The organism is Cohnella massiliensis (assembly GCF_900169535.1).
Classification (GTDB): domain Bacteria; phylum Bacillota; class Bacilli; order Paenibacillales; family Paenibacillaceae; genus Cohnella; species Cohnella algarum.
Genome location: NZ_LT821259.1, coordinates 2,432,878 through 2,448,296, shown reverse-complemented (window position 1 = coordinate 2,448,296; position 15,419 = coordinate 2,432,878). Strand labels below are relative to the sequence as shown.

The window sequence follows — 15,419 nt, the reverse complement described above, 5'->3', positions numbered from 1 at the left end:
CAGTGAGGTGAAATCGTGAGCGAGAGATGGGCCCGGATCCGGGAGAAGTGGTTAAGCTTTTGGAACCAGTACAGCAAGAAGCAGAAATGGATGCTGGCTTCATCGGCTGCTTTTTTGGTCATTACGATCATTGTATTGACTTACGTATTTACGAGGACCGAATACGAGCTGGCGTTTCAGGATTTGGACAGCGCCGATGCGGCGGCCATTACCGAGTATTTGGACGGAAGCGGCATCCCGTACAAGCTTGGCAGCGGGGGCACGAGCATTTCCGTTCCGAGCGCCGACGCCTCCAAAGTCAAAATCGCCGTTGGCTCCCAAGGTCTCGTTCAAAACGGTTCGTTGGGTTTTGCGGAGATGAGCAACAACTCGTCGATGATCGGCACGACCGATCAAGAGTTCGAAGTCAAGTATCGCAACGCCCTGAACGGAGAGATTCAGCAGCTGCTGCTCGGCATGCAAGGCATTCAGAAGGCGAAAGTGCTTGTCAATCTCCCCGAAGAGAGCGTCTTTCTGAACGATTCGGAACGCGAACGCGCCACCGCGTCGGTCATGCTGACGTTCAAACCGAGCTTCCGCCCTTCCCAGGAGGAAATCGACAGCTACTTCAATCTGGTCAAGACGTCCGTCCCGAATTTAAGTGTGGAAGACATTACCATCACGAGCCAAAATTCGCAGCTCACCCCGTCCGCCGCGATCGGCGGAACCGGCGCGGTCAGCGGAACGCTTCTCGACCAGCAGTTCGAAGTGCAGCGCAAATTCGAGAACGGGATCAAAAACAATATCCAGCAATTCCTCTCCACGCTGGTCGGGATGGACAGCATGGTCGTCAGCGTCGTATCCTCGCTTAATTTCGACCAGAAGACGATGCAGGAGCAATTGGTTCAACCGTTGGAAAACAACGACAACCGCGGCATCATCATCAGCGAGTCCAACACGTCGGAAAGCTACGAAGGCACCGACGGCGCAGCTGGCGGCGTAGCCGGTACGGGAGAGACCGACATTACGAATTATCCGTCCGGAGGCGGTTCGACGGGAACGACGAGCGAACGGACGTCCACGACGACGAACTACGAGCCGAGCCGGGTCACGACTAACACGACGTTCGCCCCTTACCAGGTCAAGGACCTGTCCGTCAGCGTCGCGCTCGATTCTTCGAAGGTGACGCCGGAAACGCAGCAGGCGATCCAACAAAAGCTGGTCAACGACGTGCGCACGCTGTTGGCCGATTCCGGACAAGACTTGTCCGCGGAGGCGATGGCAAACCGGGTCTCCGTCATTACGCAGACGTTCGATGCGGCCGCAGACGAATCGTCCGGCATTTCGGCATCGACCTATTGGCTGGCGGGCTTGGGCGTTCTGGCGCTCGCGCTGCTCGCAGGCGGCGGATATTTCGTTTACCGCAGACGCAAAGCCGCTCGGGAAGCCGAAGCGGTGCCTGAAGATGTGCCGCGCGTCGAACTTCCGACGATCGACATCGACAGCGTTTCGAGCGAAAGCCAAGTTCGAAAGCAGCTGGAAGGATTGGCCAAGCGCAAGCCGGACGAATTCGTCAATTTGCTCCGGACGTGGCTTGTGGATGAATAGAGGTGGCGGGTTATGGCTAAAACGGGTCAGTATCAATTAAGCGGAAGGCAGAAAGCGGCCATTCTGCTCATTACGCTCGGGCCGGAAGTATCCGCTCAAGTGTTCAAGCATTTGCGGGACGACGAGATCGAGCAGCTGACGCTCGAAATCGCCAACGTCCGCAAAGTCGATTCGATGGAGAAAGAGCAGATTTTGGCGGAGTTCCATCAGATCTGCATCGCGCAGGAATACATTTCGCAGGGCGGCATCGCGTATGCGAAGGAAATTCTGGAGAAGGCGCTCGGTTCGCAGAAAGCGAGCGACATTCTCAATCGTTTGACGGCTACGCTGCAGGTACGGCCTTTCGATTTTGCCCGCAAGGCGGAACCGACGCAAATTTTGAACTTTATTCAAAACGAAAACCCGCAAACGATCGCGCTTGTGCTTTCCTACTTGCAGCCCGATCAATCCTCGGCCGTGCTCTCGTCGCTTCCGCAGGACAAGCAGGCGGACGTGGCGAGAAGGATCGCCCTGATGGACAGCACGTCACCGGAAGTGATCGCCCAGGTCGAACGGGTCCTGGAGCAAAAGCTGTCGGCGACGGTAACGCAGGATTACACGAACGCCGGCGGCATCGAATCGATCGTGCAAATTTTGAACGGCGTCGACCGGGGGACGGAGCGGACGATTTTGGACGCGCTGGAAATCCAGGACCCGGAGCTCGCCGAAGAAATCAAAAAGCGGATGTTCGTGTTCGAGGACATCGTCAATTTGGACAACCGCTCGATCCAGCGCATTATCCGGGACATCGAAAATGCCGATTTGCAGCTCGCGCTCAAGGTCGCCAGCGAGGAAGTGCGCGAAGCGATTTTCCGCAACATGTCCAAACGCATGTCGGAAACGTTCAAGGAAGAAATGGAATACATGGGGCCGGTTCGGCTTCGGGACGTCGAGGAAGCGCAGACGCGCATCGTAGCGACGATCCGCAGACTGGAAGAAGCGGGCGAGATCATTATCGCTCGAGGCGGAGGCGACGATATCATTGTCTAATCTGATCAAATCCTCCCATGTCATACCGTTGGAAGATTTGAAACGAATCGAGCTGCTGCGAAAGGCAACAAGTCCCAAAAATATTTCAGATTCCGACAATGCGAACGAAGGAGATTCGACGATTGATGTCGAAACAGTGTCGTTAAGGGATCAAATTTTGCGGGATGCCGAGCAAACCGCGGAACAAATCATTGCCGAAGCTCGCGAAACGGCCGACCGGCTGCGATCGGAGGCTCAGGAGCAGGCGGATGTCTGGTGGCAGCAACGGCGTCAGGAAGACGAACAAGTCGTGGAACAATCGCGAGCGGCCGGTTACGACGCGGGCTACGCGCAGGGCGCGGAGGATGCGGAGCGCGCGGTACGCGGCGAATGGGAGTCCAGACTCCAGGACGCGGGAACTATCGTTCGTCAGGCCTATGCGGCCAAAGACGATATCATCCGGGACGCAGAGCATTTCCTTGTCGAACTAAGCTGCAAAATCGCCGAGAAAGTGCTTGCCCGCCAGTTCGAGCAGCAGCCCGAGCTGACGATCGAGCTGATCAAGAAAGCTTTGACAAGGCGAAAGGAACAGGGCGTGATCACGCTGTGCGTCGCGCCGTCGCAATTCGCCTTTGTCCGGGCGTCGAAGGAAGAACTTGCGCTTTTGGTCGATTCCCAGGCGGAGCTGCAAATCGTCCCCGACGTTTCGGTCGCCGAAGGCGGCTGCGTCATTCGTTCCTCCTTCGGGAGCATCGACGCCCGAATCGACACGCAGATGGCTTCGATAAGACAAGAGCTGCTTCGGGTGGCGGCCCAATCTTCCGAGGAGAGGGAAACCGATGAGCAGAACGCTTGACGCTTCCAAGTATTCGGAGGCGCTGCAGCACTTGGACCCTGTCAAGGTCAACGGCAAGGTGACCCAGATCATAGGTCTTACGGTGGAGTCCGAAGGGCCTGACGCAGGCATCGGCGACGTATGCACGATTCATCCGCTGAAGGGCGGAGAACCGATTTTGGCCGAAGTGGTCGGATTTCGCGACAATCGAGTGCTGTTGATGCCGTTGGGCGATCTGCATTCGGTCGGCCCGGGTTGCGAAGTCGTGACGACGGGCAGGCCGCTGACGGTGCAGGTCGGGTCCGAACTGCTCGGCAAAGTGCTGGACGGGCTCGGACGTCCCCTTGACGGAAGCCGGCTGCCCGGCCGAATGGCGCATTATTCGACCCATAACAGTCCCGGCAATCCGCTGCTCAGGCCGCGCGTCGTCGAACCTCTCGGAACCGGCGTCCGCTGCATCGACGGGTTGCTGACGGTCGGACAAGGCCAGCGCGTCGGGATCTTCGCGGGATCCGGCGTCGGAAAAAGCACGCTCCTCGGCATGGTCGCCCGCAACACGTCGGCCGACGTCAATGTGATCGCGCTCGTCGGCGAACGCGGCCGCGAGGTGCTCGAATTCATCGAGCGGGACCTCGGCCCGGAAGGGCTCGCGCGTTCGGTCGTCGTCGTGGCGACGTCCGATCAGCCGGCGCTGATCCGGATCAAGGGCGCGCTGATCGCCACCACGATCGCCGAATATTTTCGCGATCGCGGGCTGAACGTCATGCTGATGATGGATTCCGTCACCCGCTACGCGATGGCGATGCGCGAGGTCGGACTCGCCATCGGCGAGCCGCCGGCTACACGCGGCTACACGCCTTCGGTTTTCGCTTCGCTGCCGAAGCTGCTGGAACGGGCCGGCACCGGCCCGAACGGATCGATTACCGCCTTCTATACGGTACTCGTCGACGGCGACGACATGAACGAACCGATCGCGGATGCGGTCCGCGGCATTTTGGACGGTCATATCGTGCTCAGCCGGCAGCTCGCGAACAAGGGACATTTTCCCGCGATCGACGTGCTGGCGAGCGTCAGCCGGGTCATGAAGGACATCGTTTCCGGCGAGCAGCAGGACGCGGCGGAACAGCTTAAGCGATTGCTCTCTATTTATAAAGATTCGGAAGACCTGATCAATATTGGGGCGTACCAGCGCGGATCGAATCCGGAAATTGATAAATCGATCCAGTTTATCGACTCGATCAACCGGTTTACCCGGCAAAAGACGACCGAAAAAGTCACGCTATCGGAAGTTCAGGAGCGTTTGGTCATCGATTTTTACAAGAGATGAGGTCATGATGGGTGAAATTTCGTTATCCTTTGCAAAAGATCGTCGATCTGAAGGAAAGCGAGAAGTCGATGGCTGAATGGGAGTACGCTTCCGCAATCGGAAATCTTCGCAAGGAAGAGCACATGCTGGAAACGCTGCGAAGGGAGAGGGAGGAAGCCGAACGCAGGCTGTTCGAGCAAGCCCAACGACCGACGGCGCTGTCCGAATTGCAGCGCATGCAGCAGACGATCGAATGGCTCGACAAAGGGATCCGCAAGCAGATCGAAATTGTCCGCCAGGCCGAAAGGCAAACGGCCGAACGAAGAGACCGGCTAACCGACAAAATGGTGGACGAAAAAGTCTGGCACAATGCGAGAGACAAGGCGCTTCAGCGTTTTCGCCATGAAGCTTTGCAGCGCGAACAGAACGAATTGGACGAAATGGCGATTATGCGCTCGGCCGCGGCCGCCCGCGGTTGATAGAGCCGGAGGCCGCAACCCGAGTCGAATGGTTGAAAGGAAGGGGATAACGTGGCGAATGCAGACGTGGAAAAAAGCGGGTATTCCGGTTTCGAGCGGTTCCTCTTTTTTCTGACCCCCATATTGTTTACGGCTGTATTATTAGGCATTTTGCTTATCGTGTTCAACCCGAACTGGCGCCAGGGGGCGCTTGAAGTCGGCAACAAAATCCCGCTTTTGAACGCGGTGCTCCCGGAACCTTCGGGTGCAGCGGAAGGCGGGGGAGAGGTCGATACCGACCAGCTCACAGTTGACAATGCAAAGGAGAAAGTTGACGAACTAAGGGCTCAGCTCGCCGAGCAGGAAGCGGCATTGCAGCAGACGACGGCGCAGGCGACCGCCCAGCAGCAGACAATCGCAAACCTGGAAGCCCAAATCGCGGCGCTGACCGAACAAAACGAGCAGCAGGCGATCACGGCGGAGGAATACGAGGCGCGCATTCGATCGCTGGCGGATATGTACGGGAAGATGACGGCCAGCAAGGCGGCTCCGATTCTGGAAAGCATGACGCTCGAAGAAGCGGCGCTCGTTCTCGGAGCGATGAACGATAACGCCCGCGGCCGGATTCTGGAAAGGATGACGCCCGCCGTCGCGGCCGAAGTGACGACCCGGCTGAAAGACGCCGATTCGGTGGCGGATCAGCAAATCGCGGCGCTGCAGGCGAGAATCCGGGAGCTTGAGCAGCAAAGCAATTCCGATACGTCGACGCTCGATACGGCGCAGCTGAAGCAGACGTTCACGTCGATGGATCCCGCCAGCGCGGCCAATCTGTTGCTGGAAATGGCGTCGACGGATCAAAGCAAGGCGCTGCGCATTCTGGGAGCGCTTGAAGATGCGACGCGCTCGAGCATTTTGTCGGCGATGTCCTCCTTGTCGACCGAAGACAACAAAACGGCGGCAAGCTTGATTGCCAAGCTCATGCCCGCAAATCCATAATTGGTAGCTTCATCCCGCTGGATGCCTTCGATTTCTCGAGGAAGGAGGTGAGATTATGGCTATGAACGTTAATTTATTTCCGACCGTGACCGGGACTGCGAATTCGGCAGGCGGAAGCGGGGCATCGCAAGGAAGCGGATCGGGCAAGGCGACGAACGCCGGCGGATTCGCGGGAGCGCTTGTCGAAGCGATCGGCGGCGAACCGGCGATCGAATCCGGAACTCAGGCGATGCCGATTAGCGCGGCTTTGCTGTTCGGGACGCTGACCGAAGCGGCCGATTCGTCCGATCCGTCGGGAGAGAAGGCGGAAGGCGAAGTCGATGCATCCGCTTTGCTTTCGCTTCTGGGAGAGCTTATCGCGAAATTGCAAGCGTCGCTTCAAGGCGATCAAGCGGAGAGCGATAGCGAGCAACATCAGGAAAACGCCGATTTGCTGGCGGCGATCCAGGCGTTTCTCGTACAGTTGCAGCCCGCGGCGACGGTCGATCCCGACGCTTCCGGAATTCCGCTGAACGGACAGGCTGGCGAAGCCGAAATTGCAGCGCTTCCGGATGACGTGCTGTCGGCATTGCTTGTCCGGTCGGAACAATTGTCGAAGCAGCTCGACGGAAAAAACGTTACGCCGGGGACGGCCGCGCAGTTTGCGGACCAAGTGATGAAGGCGGCGGCTATGTTGTCGCAAGCGGACGCCGCGAAGAACGCGGTTGTCGCGGGCCCTGCCCAGGATGTTTTGCCGGACGTTCCGGGTACGCCGGAAACGGCGCAGGAGCAACCGGGCAAAACGGCGCCTTCTTTATCGGACGCAAATTCGGCGAAAGCAGCGAGCGTCGCCGACGGCATCAAGTCCGCAGTCGAATCGCCGGAAACGGCATTGCAGCGGCAACCAGTCGCCGAGGCGGCGAATCCGCCGGAAACGGGGCGCAAAGTCGCGGCATTCCGCGAGCCGTTTGTGATGTGGAATTGGGCCGCCGAAGCGGACGCCGAATTGCCGGATTCGAACGCGGCGATCGTAAGCGGCGCGACCGAAGCCGGGCAAGCGGACAATGAAGCGAATTCGTTTGCGTTGCCGCTGTTCAACGGGGCTTCCGGCGCGGTAAAAGAAGCCGCCGTGCAGCCAAGCGTTCCGACCCAGGTGCCCGTTCAGCAGTTTGCCCGCGAAATCGGAGGCTTCCTCGTCAAGCAATTCGTCCTGCTCAACGGCAACGGAATGACCGAAGCGAAAATTTCGCTGCATCCCGAGCATTTGGGACATGTCGACGTCCGGATCGTCATGCAGGATGGGCAAATGACGGCGCAGTTCGTCGCTCAGAACGAGTCGGCCAAAGAGCTGATCGAAAATCAGCTGGGCTTGCTTCGCACCTCGTTGCTGAATCAGGATATTCGGGTCGAGCGCATCGAAGTCACGGTGCAGCACGCGGAATTGCAGGATCCGGCAGCGTACCAGGAGCAAGAGCGCCGCGAATCGAACTCGGGCCGCGATAGCGGCGGTTCCGCCGGGACCGGCGGGGACGCTTCCCTTGAAGACGCAGGCGAATTCGAAGAGGAACTTAATCGTTCGAGCGGTTTAAGGGAGGCCGGCTACGGCAGCTCGCTGAACGTGACCGCATAAACGAACGAAGGGGGTGAAGCGAGTGGCTTCCAGCAGCGTCGGCACGACGAACGTTTGGCCGTACTATTCCTCGCAAAACGTGCAAAAGGCCGTTTCGCGAAACACTTCGTCGGAGCTGGGCAAGGACGAATTCCTTAAAATTTTGATCACGCAGCTGTCCAATCAGGATCCTTTGCAGCCGATGGACAACGCGCAATTCATCTCCCAAATGGCGCAATTTTCCTCCTTGGAGCAGATGATGAACGTCGCGACGCAAATGCAGGCTTTGCGCTATTCTCCCAGTCTTTCTTCCGGCGTAATCGGCATGCAGGCGGAGTGGTACTCCACGAACAGCGACGGTTCGACCGAAGTCAAATCGGGAATCGTGGAGTCGGTCGTCATGAGGGACGGCGTTCCGTACGCCAAGATCGGGACGGACGAAGTCGAAGTCGAGAAGCTGACTTCCATCGCGTTCCCGACGGCAAACGAGGACGACGGCGAAACGACGGAGAGCGCCTCATGACCGATCGGATGCTCATCGGCCATTTGACGCCGGGGCCGGCCGGATTGCTGAAAGGCAGCCGTCCTGAAGCCGCTTCGCCGGAGCGGAGCGATTTGACCGGCAACAAGGGGCGAACGAGCTTCAAGCAGCTGCTGGCGAGGGAACAACTGCATTTCAGCCAGCACGCGGAACAGCGGCTCCTGCAAAGAGGCATCGTTTTGCAGCCCGAGCAGCTTGACCGGATCGCAAGCGCGGTCGAGCAAGCCGCGGCAAAAGGCGCGAAAGATTCTCTCGTTCTTTACCGGGACATCGCCATGATCGTCAACGTGCCGAATCGCACGGTCGTCACGGCCATGGACGGCAGTTCCATGAAAGACCACATTTTCACGAAAATCGACAGCGCGGTCGTTGTCGCCTAAGACGGGGCTGGACCTTCGATAGGAGGCCCCTGACCGCAGAACGACGGAAGCGGTCATACACATTCGGGAGGTTGAAGGGACAAATGATACGTTCCATGTATTCCGGAGTATCCGGGATGAGAGGCTTTCAAACGAAGCTGGATGTCATCGGCAACAACATCGCGAACGTCAACACGACGGGATTCAAATCCGGCCGCGTCATGTTCCAGGACATTTTGAGCCAAACCGTTGCCGGAGGCACGACGCCCGACGCCGGTACGATCGGCGGGGTCAACCCGCGTCAAATCGGTCTTGGCGTGACCGTATCTTCCATCGATACCGTTCATACGCCGGGCAGCGCCCAGACGACGAACGTGCCGACCGACCTTCGAATCGACGGCGACGGCTTTTTCGTTGTCAGCGCGGACGGCACCGACGCCACCGCCTTCCTGACGCGGGCGGGGAACTTCTCGGTCGATGCGGAAGGATACTTGGTGAACGCGGATGGCATGTTTGTCATGGACGCCGGCGTGGGCGGCCCCATTCAAATCGATCCGGCCACTTACGTTGCGTTCACGATTGAGTCGGACGGAAGCATAACGGGGACGGACGTCGACGGCGAAACCGCGGATATCGGCGTGCAAATCGGGATTGCCAAAGTGAGAAACCCGAACGGTCTCGAGAAAGCCGGAGGCAACCTGTACCGGCTGACGCCTTACGCCGATCCGGATGACCTTGCTACGATCACGACCACCGCCGGAGACGCCGGAAGAGGAACGCTCGTTCCCGGTCAGCTTGAAATGTCCAACGTCGACCTGACGAACGAATTTACCGACATGATCGTCGCCCAGCGGGGCTTCCAGGCGAACTCCCGGATCATCACCACTTCCGATTCCATTCTGGAAGAGGTCGTCAACCTGAAACGGTAATTAAAGCATCTCCGGGGAGGGCGCGATCCTCCCCCCCGGAGATACGGGAGGACCCTTATGATCTCCGTCACCCGTTTGAACGGAACTTCATTTTACGTCAATGCTTTGCTGATCGAAACGATCGAACAAACGCCGGATACGCTCATTACCCTTACGACGGGAAAGAAGTACATCGTGATGGAAAATTCTTCGGATGTGATCCGGTCCATCCGGCAATATTTGCGCAGTATCGGCGCGCTTGCGGCGGTCGCGGGACCGGCTTCGGGCGCGCAAACGGAGGGAGCTACGTCATGAGAAAAATGTTGCCTTGGCTCGTTTCGCTATTGCTAGCGATTACGCTCATCGCCATCGTTGTTCTTTATTCTTGGTCCACTTTATTCGGAGGAAAGGATTCGAGCGATCCGGAAAAGCAGGCTCAAGAGAGCGTGGAGAACGTCCAGGCTGAACCGATGTCCGCCGACGAGATTATCAAGGTCACATCCGAATTGAACGATATTAAGACGAACATTGCGGATACCAATTACGTGGTGTCTTTCAGCTTCTCGTTCCAGCTGGACTCCGAAGCCGCAAAGGAAGAATTCGACAAAGTGAAAGAAACGAAGATCAAAGCGCTCGTCAATCGCGCCTTATGGCAGCTGGAGCCGGAAGAGCTGAGCGGAACGGCCGGCAAGGACCGTTTGACCGCCGATCTTCTTAACGATATCAATCCCGTTCTCACCAAGGGCAAGCTGACCCAGGTCGAGGTAACCAACTTTATTATGACGCCAATTTGAACCTAGCCGTTTCGCACATTCCATCGGAAAGGGGTGAGAAGATTGGTAGACGTCCTTTCGCAAAACGAGATTGATGCGCTGCTAGCCGCGCTATCCTCCGGAGAAATGGATGCCGAAGAGCTCAAAAAGGAGGAAGCCCAGAAGCGGGTTCGCGCTTACGATTTCAAACGGGCCGTGCGGTTTTCCAAAGATCATATCCGCAGCCTCACGCGCATACACGAGAACTTTGCCCGGTATCTGACAACCTACTTTTCCGCGCAATTGAGGACATTCGTTCAAATCAATGTCGTGCAGGTGGAACAGCTTCCGTATGACGAATTCATCCGTTCCATCCCGAAAATGACGATCTTAAACATCTTCGAGGCGGAACCGCTTGAAGGTCGGATGGTTCTCGAGGTTCACCCCAATGTCGCGTTCGCCATGCTGGATCGCCTTTTGGGCGGGGCCGGTTCGGCTCCCAGCAAAATCGGCAGCCTGACGGAAATCGAGAACATCATCATGGAGAAAATATTCAGCCGGGCGCTGGAGACGCTGCAGGAAGCTTGGAAAACCGTCGTGGACCTGGAGCCGCGGCTCGAAGCGCTCGAAACGAATCCGCAATTCATGCAAATCGTTTCTCCTAACGAGACGATCGCGCTCATTTCCCTCAGCACGAAAATCGGCGATACGACCGGGATGATCAATTTGTGTATCCCGCACGTCGTGATCGAGCCCATTATGTCGAAGCTGTCGGTTCATCATTGGTTCGTTTCGCAGAAAAAAACGAGAGCGCCGGAAGAAGTCCATATGCTGGAGCAACGGGTGCATAAAGCCAAGCTGCAAATTATCGCCGAATTGGGCAGCTCGCACATATCCGTGAACGAGTTTCTGAATTTGGCCGTCGGCGATGTCATTACCCTGCAGAAGGGGACAGACGCCGGGCTGGAAATCAAGGTGGGCGGCAAGCTGAAGTTTGTCGGCAGCCCCGGAACCGTTCGCGACAAAATGGCCGTTCAAATCGACGAAATCGTCAGCGAAGGAGTGGAAGAAATCGATGACGAGTAAAGATTACTTGTCGCAAGAGGAAATCGACGCGTTGCTGCGCCAGTCTTCCGGAGGCGACGATAGCGCGCCCGCGTCCGGTGACAGCGCCGAGCTTAAAGTGGAGGATTATTTATCGCCTTTGGAGCAGGATGCGCTGGGCGAAATCGGCAACATTACGTTCGGCAGCGCCGCGACCGCGCTGTCCACGCTGCTCGGCAAAAAGGTAGACATCACGACGCCGACGGTGTCGATGATTCACCGCGCCCAGTTTATCGACGAATTCCCGCGGCCGCACGTTGCGGTCCACGTTCACTACGTCGACGGGTTTGAAGGCATCAATTCGCTCGTCATTCGTTCGCACGACGCGCAGGTCATCGCCGATTTGATGCTGGGCGGGGAAGGCAATGTGACCACGGAAGAGCTGAACGAAATCCATATCAGCGCCGTGCAGGAAGCGATGAACCAAATGATGGGCTCTTCGGCGACGTCGATGTCGACGATCTTTAACCGTTTCGTCAACATTTCGCCGCCGGGCATCGACATTATGGATGTGAAAAGCGGAGAAGGCCTGAACAACATTCCTCCCGAAGAAGTGTTCGTCAAAGTGTCGTTCCGGCTCAAAATCGGCGACCTGATCGACTCCACGATCATGCAGCTGCTTACCGTCAAGTTTTCGAAAGAACTGGTAAGCTCGCTGATGGGCGCGTCTTCCGCGGAATCTTCTCCTCCGCCCAAGCCGCCGGCAGCCGCCGTGCCTCCGTCGCCTCCGCCGCAGCCGCAAGCGCCGCCGCAGCACTCGGCCCCGCAGCCGGCAAGCAGACCGAGCTTCGAGGAGCCCGTGCAGGCACACCCTCAATCGCTTGGGGGAAGCGTCGGGATGAATCGGAACGTGAACGTCCAGCCCGTACAGTTTGCCAACTTCCAAGGTCCGGGCGTTCATGGAGACGAGACCAACTTGAACTTGCTGTTGGACATCCCGCTTAAGGTAACGGTCGAACTCGGCAGAACGAAGAAAGAAATCAAGGAGATTTTGGAATTGTCCCAAGGTTCGATCATCGAGCTGGACAAGCTCGCGGGCGAGCCGGTCGACATCCTCGTCAACAACAAGCTGATCGCCAAAGGCGAGGTCGTCGTCATCGACGAAAACTTCGGGGTCCGCGTAACGGACATCGTCAGTCAATGGGATCGCGTTCATAAAATTCAATGACTCTAGTGGGAGGAACCTCAAATGGCTAAACGGATTTTGATAGTTGACGACGCTGCGTTCATGCGGATGATGATTCGCGACATTTTGACGAAAAACGGGTACGAGGTCGTCGGGGAAGCGCAGGACGGCGCGCAGGCGATCGAAAAATATAAGGAGCTGCAGCCCGATTTGATCACGATGGACATTACGATGCCCGAAATGGACGGCATCGCCGCTTTGAAGGAAATCCGCAAAATCGATGCCAACGCCAAAGTGATCATGTGCTCGGCAATGGGCCAGCAGGCGATGGTTATCGATGCCATTCAGGCGGGGGCGAAAGATTTTATCGTTAAGCCGTTCCAGGCGGATCGCGTTATCGAAGCCATTACGAAGACGCTCGGCTAACCCCGGGAGACATTCGCATGTCAAACGGATGGATGGCCGCCGATATGCCCGGCAGCTCGCCCTGGGATTTGGTGCGCATCGTGGTCGTGCTGGTTCTCATCGTCGGCTTGATCATCGTGCTGCTCCGTTTTGTCGGCAAGCGCAATCGCGGCTGGTGGATGAATCGATCGCTGCGCTCGTTGGGCGGACTCGCGGTCGGGACGAACAAATCGATTCAAATCGTAGAATGGAACGGTCGGATTTACGTGCTTGGCGTAGGCGAGAACGTAACGCTGCTGGAAGGGATTACGGATCCGGAACTGGTCGCGGAGCTTCTCGACAAGCATGAGAGCGAAAACGCAACCCCGGATATCGCCATGCCTGCGTTTCTGAAGCAATGGGTATCGCGGCGCAAAGCGGAGGAGCCGCCTGCGGCCGACGATCCGGGCGCGGCGAAGCGAATCTTCGAGCAGACGCTGGAAGAACGGATGCGCGAGCTTTCGCAGCGTCGCCAGAAGGTGGAGCAGCTGCTGGATGACGGCGACTCCGGAAATCGGACGGATAAAACATGACCAAAAAATTGATTTACAGCTTTCTGATGTTGCAAGCGGTTTGGCTAACGGCCGGCGTTCCGGCTTTCGCAACGGATTCATCGATCGTCGACATCAACTTGAGCGGAGGCGAGGAAAGCGTCGGCGTTTCGGCGCTTTCGCTGCTGCTGCTCATTACCGTGCTAAGTCTGGCTCCGGCTATTCTGGTTCTGATGACCAGCTTTACGCGTATTGTCATCGTTCTCGGATTTGTCCGGACATCCCTCGGTACGGCGACGATGCCGCCGAACCAGGTGCTGATCGGTCTTGCGCTGTTTTTGACGCTTTTCATCATGTCTCCGACCTTGTCGCAGGTCAACGAACAGGCGCTGCAGCCTTACCTGGCCGGGGAAATGACGCAAACGGAGGCGCTGGAGCAGGCCGCCGTTCCGATGAAGGAATTCATGTACAAGCATACGCGGGAAAAAGACCTGCTGCTTTTCATGAATTACACGCAAACCGAAAGGCCGGAAACGTTTCAGGATATTCCGCTTACCGTGCTTGTGCCCGCCTATGCGATAAGCGAGCTGAAGACGGCGTTTCAGATGGGATTCATGATTTTCATCCCGTTTCTCGTCATCGACATGGTTGTCGCCAGCACCTTGATGGCCATGGGGATGATGATGCTGCCGCCGGTCATGATCTCGCTGCCGTTCAAGATTTTGCTGTTCGTCCTGGTAGATGGTTGGTATTTGGTCGTCCAGTCGCTGTTAACCAGCTTCCAGACGTAGAGTAGCTTGACGCAAGTATTGGGGGAAAAGCAATGAGTTCCAATTTCGTCATCGGCTTGGCAGGGCAGGCGCTGTTCGTCATATTGAAAGTCAGCGCGCCGATGCTCGGCCTGGGGTTGATCGTCGGGTTGATCATCAGCATCTTTCAGGCGACGACCCAGATTCACGAGCAAACGCTGGCCTTCATTCCCAAAATCATCGCCGTTTTCGTTGCCGTGCTCGTGTTCGGACCGTGGATCTTAAACACGCTGGTCGACTTTACCGAACAATTGCTTGGCAATCTGGCGAGCTATATCGGATGATGTCGTATGGAACAAGCGATGCAGTTGTTTCCGGCGTTTTTGCTTGTTTTATGCCGCATCAGTGCGTTTATGGTCGTCGCTCCGGTATTTTCGACCCGGACGATTCCGAATACGTTTAAAATCGGGCTCGCTTTTTTTATCTCGATTATCGTATTTTTAAACGTCGGCTTCGACGACCGGGTTACGGCCGATGCAAATTACATACTTGCAATTTTGAAAGAGGTTTTGGCGGGGCTCGTCATCGGCTTTGTCGCTTATTTGTTTTTTTCGATCGTTCATACTGCCGGTTCTTTCATGGACATGCAAATGGGACTTGGAGTGGCCAATATCGTCGATCCGTTGACGGGAGTATCGGCGCCGATTCTCGGCAATCTGAAATTTATGCTTATGGTTTTGGTTTTTTTAAATATAAACGGCCATCATTATTTGCTTTCCGCCATAATGGAGAGCTACCGCTGGCTGCCGCTCGACAATCATTTTTTTCAAACGGTATACGGAGGCAGTTTGACGCAATTTTTGGCCCGGACGTTTGCGGATACGTTTTTGCTTGCATTGCAAGTAGCGGCTCCCCTTGTCGTGGCAATGTTTCTGACGGACGTAGGTCTCGCTTTGCTCACGAGAGCGGCGCCGCAGTTCCATATTTTCGTTATCGGGATTCCGATCAAAATATTGCTGGGACTTGGGGTTCTAATTTTGCTGATGCCCGGAATCGGCATCGTGTTTCAAATGTTGTTCGATCAGATGTATAACGCGCTGGAAAAGCTGTTCGTCATTTTGCAAAACGGCGAAACGTAAACGCAACGCTTTGAAGGAGGTGCTTTTC

The 15,419-nt window shown here is 56.7% G+C and carries 19 protein-coding genes; all 19 read left to right on the top strand.

Going from position 1 to position 15,419, the window contains the following annotated elements:
* Positions 1–15: 15 nt before the first annotated feature.
* The 19 genes from fliF (at position 16) to fliR (ending at position 15,391) form a co-directional block, all read left to right on the top strand.
* On the top strand, positions 16–1,587 hold the full coding sequence (fliF, locus tag B7E11_RS25105; RefSeq protein ID WP_080839938.1) for a flagellar basal-body MS-ring/collar protein FliF: 1,572 nt from the start codon (positions 16–18) through the stop codon (positions 1,585–1,587).
* 12 nt (positions 1,588–1,599) lie between these two features.
* Positions 1,600–2,616 (top strand): flagellar motor switch protein FliG, encoded by a 1,017-nt coding sequence (fliG, locus tag B7E11_RS25100; RefSeq protein ID WP_080839936.1) that lies wholly within the window; start codon positions 1,600–1,602, stop codon positions 2,614–2,616.
* Positions 2,609–3,451 (top strand): FliH/SctL family protein, encoded by an 843-nt coding sequence (locus B7E11_RS25095; protein WP_080839934.1) that lies wholly within the window; start codon positions 2,609–2,611, stop codon positions 3,449–3,451. The genes fliG and B7E11_RS25095 overlap by 8 nt, the downstream gene beginning before the upstream one ends.
* Complete coding sequence (gene fliI, locus B7E11_RS25090; protein ID WP_080839932.1) at positions 3,435–4,757, top strand: flagellar protein export ATPase FliI; 1,323 nt, start codon at positions 3,435–3,437, stop codon at positions 4,755–4,757. The genes B7E11_RS25095 and fliI overlap by 17 nt, the downstream gene beginning before the upstream one ends.
* 11 nt (positions 4,758–4,768) lie before the next feature.
* On the top strand, positions 4,769–5,215 hold the full coding sequence (gene fliJ / locus B7E11_RS25085) for a flagellar export protein FliJ (RefSeq protein WP_139787308.1): 447 nt from the start codon (positions 4,769–4,771) through the stop codon (positions 5,213–5,215).
* Between the two features lie 51 nt (positions 5,216–5,266).
* Positions 5,267–6,190, top strand: a complete 924-nt coding sequence (locus B7E11_RS25080) for a MotE family protein (RefSeq protein WP_080839930.1) — start codon at positions 5,267–5,269, stop codon at positions 6,188–6,190.
* A 55-nt stretch (positions 6,191–6,245) separates the two neighbouring features.
* Positions 6,246–7,799, top strand: a complete 1,554-nt coding sequence (locus B7E11_RS25075; RefSeq protein WP_080839928.1) for a flagellar hook-length control protein FliK — start codon at positions 6,246–6,248, stop codon at positions 7,797–7,799.
* A gap of 22 nt (positions 7,800–7,821) precedes the next feature.
* Positions 7,822–8,301 (top strand): flagellar hook capping FlgD N-terminal domain-containing protein, encoded by a 480-nt coding sequence (locus B7E11_RS25070; RefSeq protein ID WP_080839926.1) that lies wholly within the window; start codon positions 7,822–7,824, stop codon positions 8,299–8,301.
* Positions 8,298–8,699, top strand: a complete 402-nt coding sequence (locus tag B7E11_RS25065) for a TIGR02530 family flagellar biosynthesis protein (RefSeq protein ID WP_080839925.1) — start codon at positions 8,298–8,300, stop codon at positions 8,697–8,699. Before B7E11_RS25070 ends, B7E11_RS25065 begins: the two co-directional genes overlap by 4 nt.
* Positions 8,700–8,782: 83 nt before the next feature.
* Complete coding sequence (gene flgG, locus B7E11_RS25060) at positions 8,783–9,607, top strand: flagellar basal body rod protein FlgG (RefSeq protein ID WP_080839923.1); 825 nt, start codon at positions 8,783–8,785, stop codon at positions 9,605–9,607.
* A gap of 57 nt (positions 9,608–9,664) precedes the next feature.
* Positions 9,665–9,901, top strand: a complete 237-nt coding sequence (locus B7E11_RS25055; RefSeq protein WP_080839921.1) for a flagellar FlbD family protein — start codon at positions 9,665–9,667, stop codon at positions 9,899–9,901.
* Complete coding sequence (locus tag B7E11_RS25050; RefSeq protein WP_080839919.1) at positions 9,898–10,380, top strand: flagellar basal body-associated FliL family protein; 483 nt, start codon at positions 9,898–9,900, stop codon at positions 10,378–10,380. Before B7E11_RS25055 ends, B7E11_RS25050 begins: the two co-directional genes overlap by 4 nt.
* A 42-nt stretch (positions 10,381–10,422) precedes the next feature.
* On the top strand, positions 10,423–11,424 hold the full coding sequence (gene fliM / locus B7E11_RS25045; RefSeq protein WP_080839917.1) for a flagellar motor switch protein FliM: 1,002 nt from the start codon (positions 10,423–10,425) through the stop codon (positions 11,422–11,424).
* On the top strand, positions 11,414–12,610 hold the full coding sequence (gene fliY, locus B7E11_RS25040) for a flagellar motor switch phosphatase FliY (RefSeq protein WP_080839915.1): 1,197 nt from the start codon (positions 11,414–11,416) through the stop codon (positions 12,608–12,610). Before fliM ends, fliY begins: the two co-directional genes overlap by 11 nt.
* Before the next feature lie 21 nt (positions 12,611–12,631).
* The gene (locus B7E11_RS25035) at positions 12,632–12,994 is read left to right on the top strand and encodes a response regulator (RefSeq protein WP_080839913.1); all 363 of its coding nucleotides are present in this window, start codon (positions 12,632–12,634) and stop codon (positions 12,992–12,994) included.
* Between the two features lie 17 nt (positions 12,995–13,011).
* Positions 13,012–13,545, top strand: coding sequence for a flagellar biosynthetic protein FliO (locus B7E11_RS25030; RefSeq protein ID WP_080839912.1), 534 nt, complete (start codon positions 13,012–13,014; stop codon positions 13,543–13,545).
* Complete coding sequence (gene fliP / locus B7E11_RS25025; RefSeq protein WP_080839910.1) at positions 13,542–14,294, top strand: flagellar type III secretion system pore protein FliP; 753 nt, start codon at positions 13,542–13,544, stop codon at positions 14,292–14,294. The genes B7E11_RS25030 and fliP overlap by 4 nt, the downstream gene beginning before the upstream one ends.
* Positions 14,295–14,326: 32 nt before the next feature.
* A complete protein-coding gene (fliQ, locus tag B7E11_RS25020) occupies positions 14,327–14,596 on the top strand; it encodes a flagellar biosynthesis protein FliQ (protein ID WP_080839908.1) in 270 nt (89 codons plus the stop codon).
* Positions 14,597–14,602: 6 nt separating this feature from the next.
* A complete protein-coding gene (gene fliR / locus B7E11_RS25015) occupies positions 14,603–15,391 on the top strand; it encodes a flagellar biosynthetic protein FliR (RefSeq protein WP_080839906.1) in 789 nt (262 codons plus the stop codon).
* Positions 15,392–15,419 lie beyond the last annotated feature (28 nt).

Coding starts and splice junctions, on each gene's coding strand:
- fliG (WP_080839936.1), top strand. CDS start 1,600: ATGGCTAAAACGGGTCAGTATCAATTAAGCGGAAGGCAGAAAGCGGCC.
- fliI (WP_080839932.1), top strand. CDS start 3,435: ATGAGCAGAACGCTTGACGCTTCCAAGTATTCGGAGGCGCTGCAGCAC.
- B7E11_RS25075 (WP_080839928.1), top strand. CDS start 6,246: ATGGCTATGAACGTTAATTTATTTCCGACCGTGACCGGGACTGCGAAT.
- B7E11_RS25065 (WP_080839925.1), top strand. CDS start 8,298: ATGACCGATCGGATGCTCATCGGCCATTTGACGCCGGGGCCGGCCGGA.
- flgG (WP_080839923.1), top strand. CDS start 8,783: ATGATACGTTCCATGTATTCCGGAGTATCCGGGATGAGAGGCTTTCAA.
- B7E11_RS25055 (WP_080839921.1), top strand. CDS start 9,665: ATGATCTCCGTCACCCGTTTGAACGGAACTTCATTTTACGTCAATGCT.
- B7E11_RS25050 (WP_080839919.1), top strand. CDS start 9,898: ATGAGAAAAATGTTGCCTTGGCTCGTTTCGCTATTGCTAGCGATTACG.
- fliY (WP_080839915.1), top strand. CDS start 11,414: ATGACGAGTAAAGATTACTTGTCGCAAGAGGAAATCGACGCGTTGCTG.
- B7E11_RS25035 (WP_080839913.1), top strand. CDS start 12,632: ATGGCTAAACGGATTTTGATAGTTGACGACGCTGCGTTCATGCGGATG.
- B7E11_RS25030 (WP_080839912.1), top strand. CDS start 13,012: ATGTCAAACGGATGGATGGCCGCCGATATGCCCGGCAGCTCGCCCTGG.
- fliP (WP_080839910.1), top strand. CDS start 13,542: ATGACCAAAAAATTGATTTACAGCTTTCTGATGTTGCAAGCGGTTTGG.
- fliQ (WP_080839908.1), top strand. CDS start 14,327: ATGAGTTCCAATTTCGTCATCGGCTTGGCAGGGCAGGCGCTGTTCGTC.
- fliR (WP_080839906.1), top strand. CDS start 14,603: ATGGAACAAGCGATGCAGTTGTTTCCGGCGTTTTTGCTTGTTTTATGC.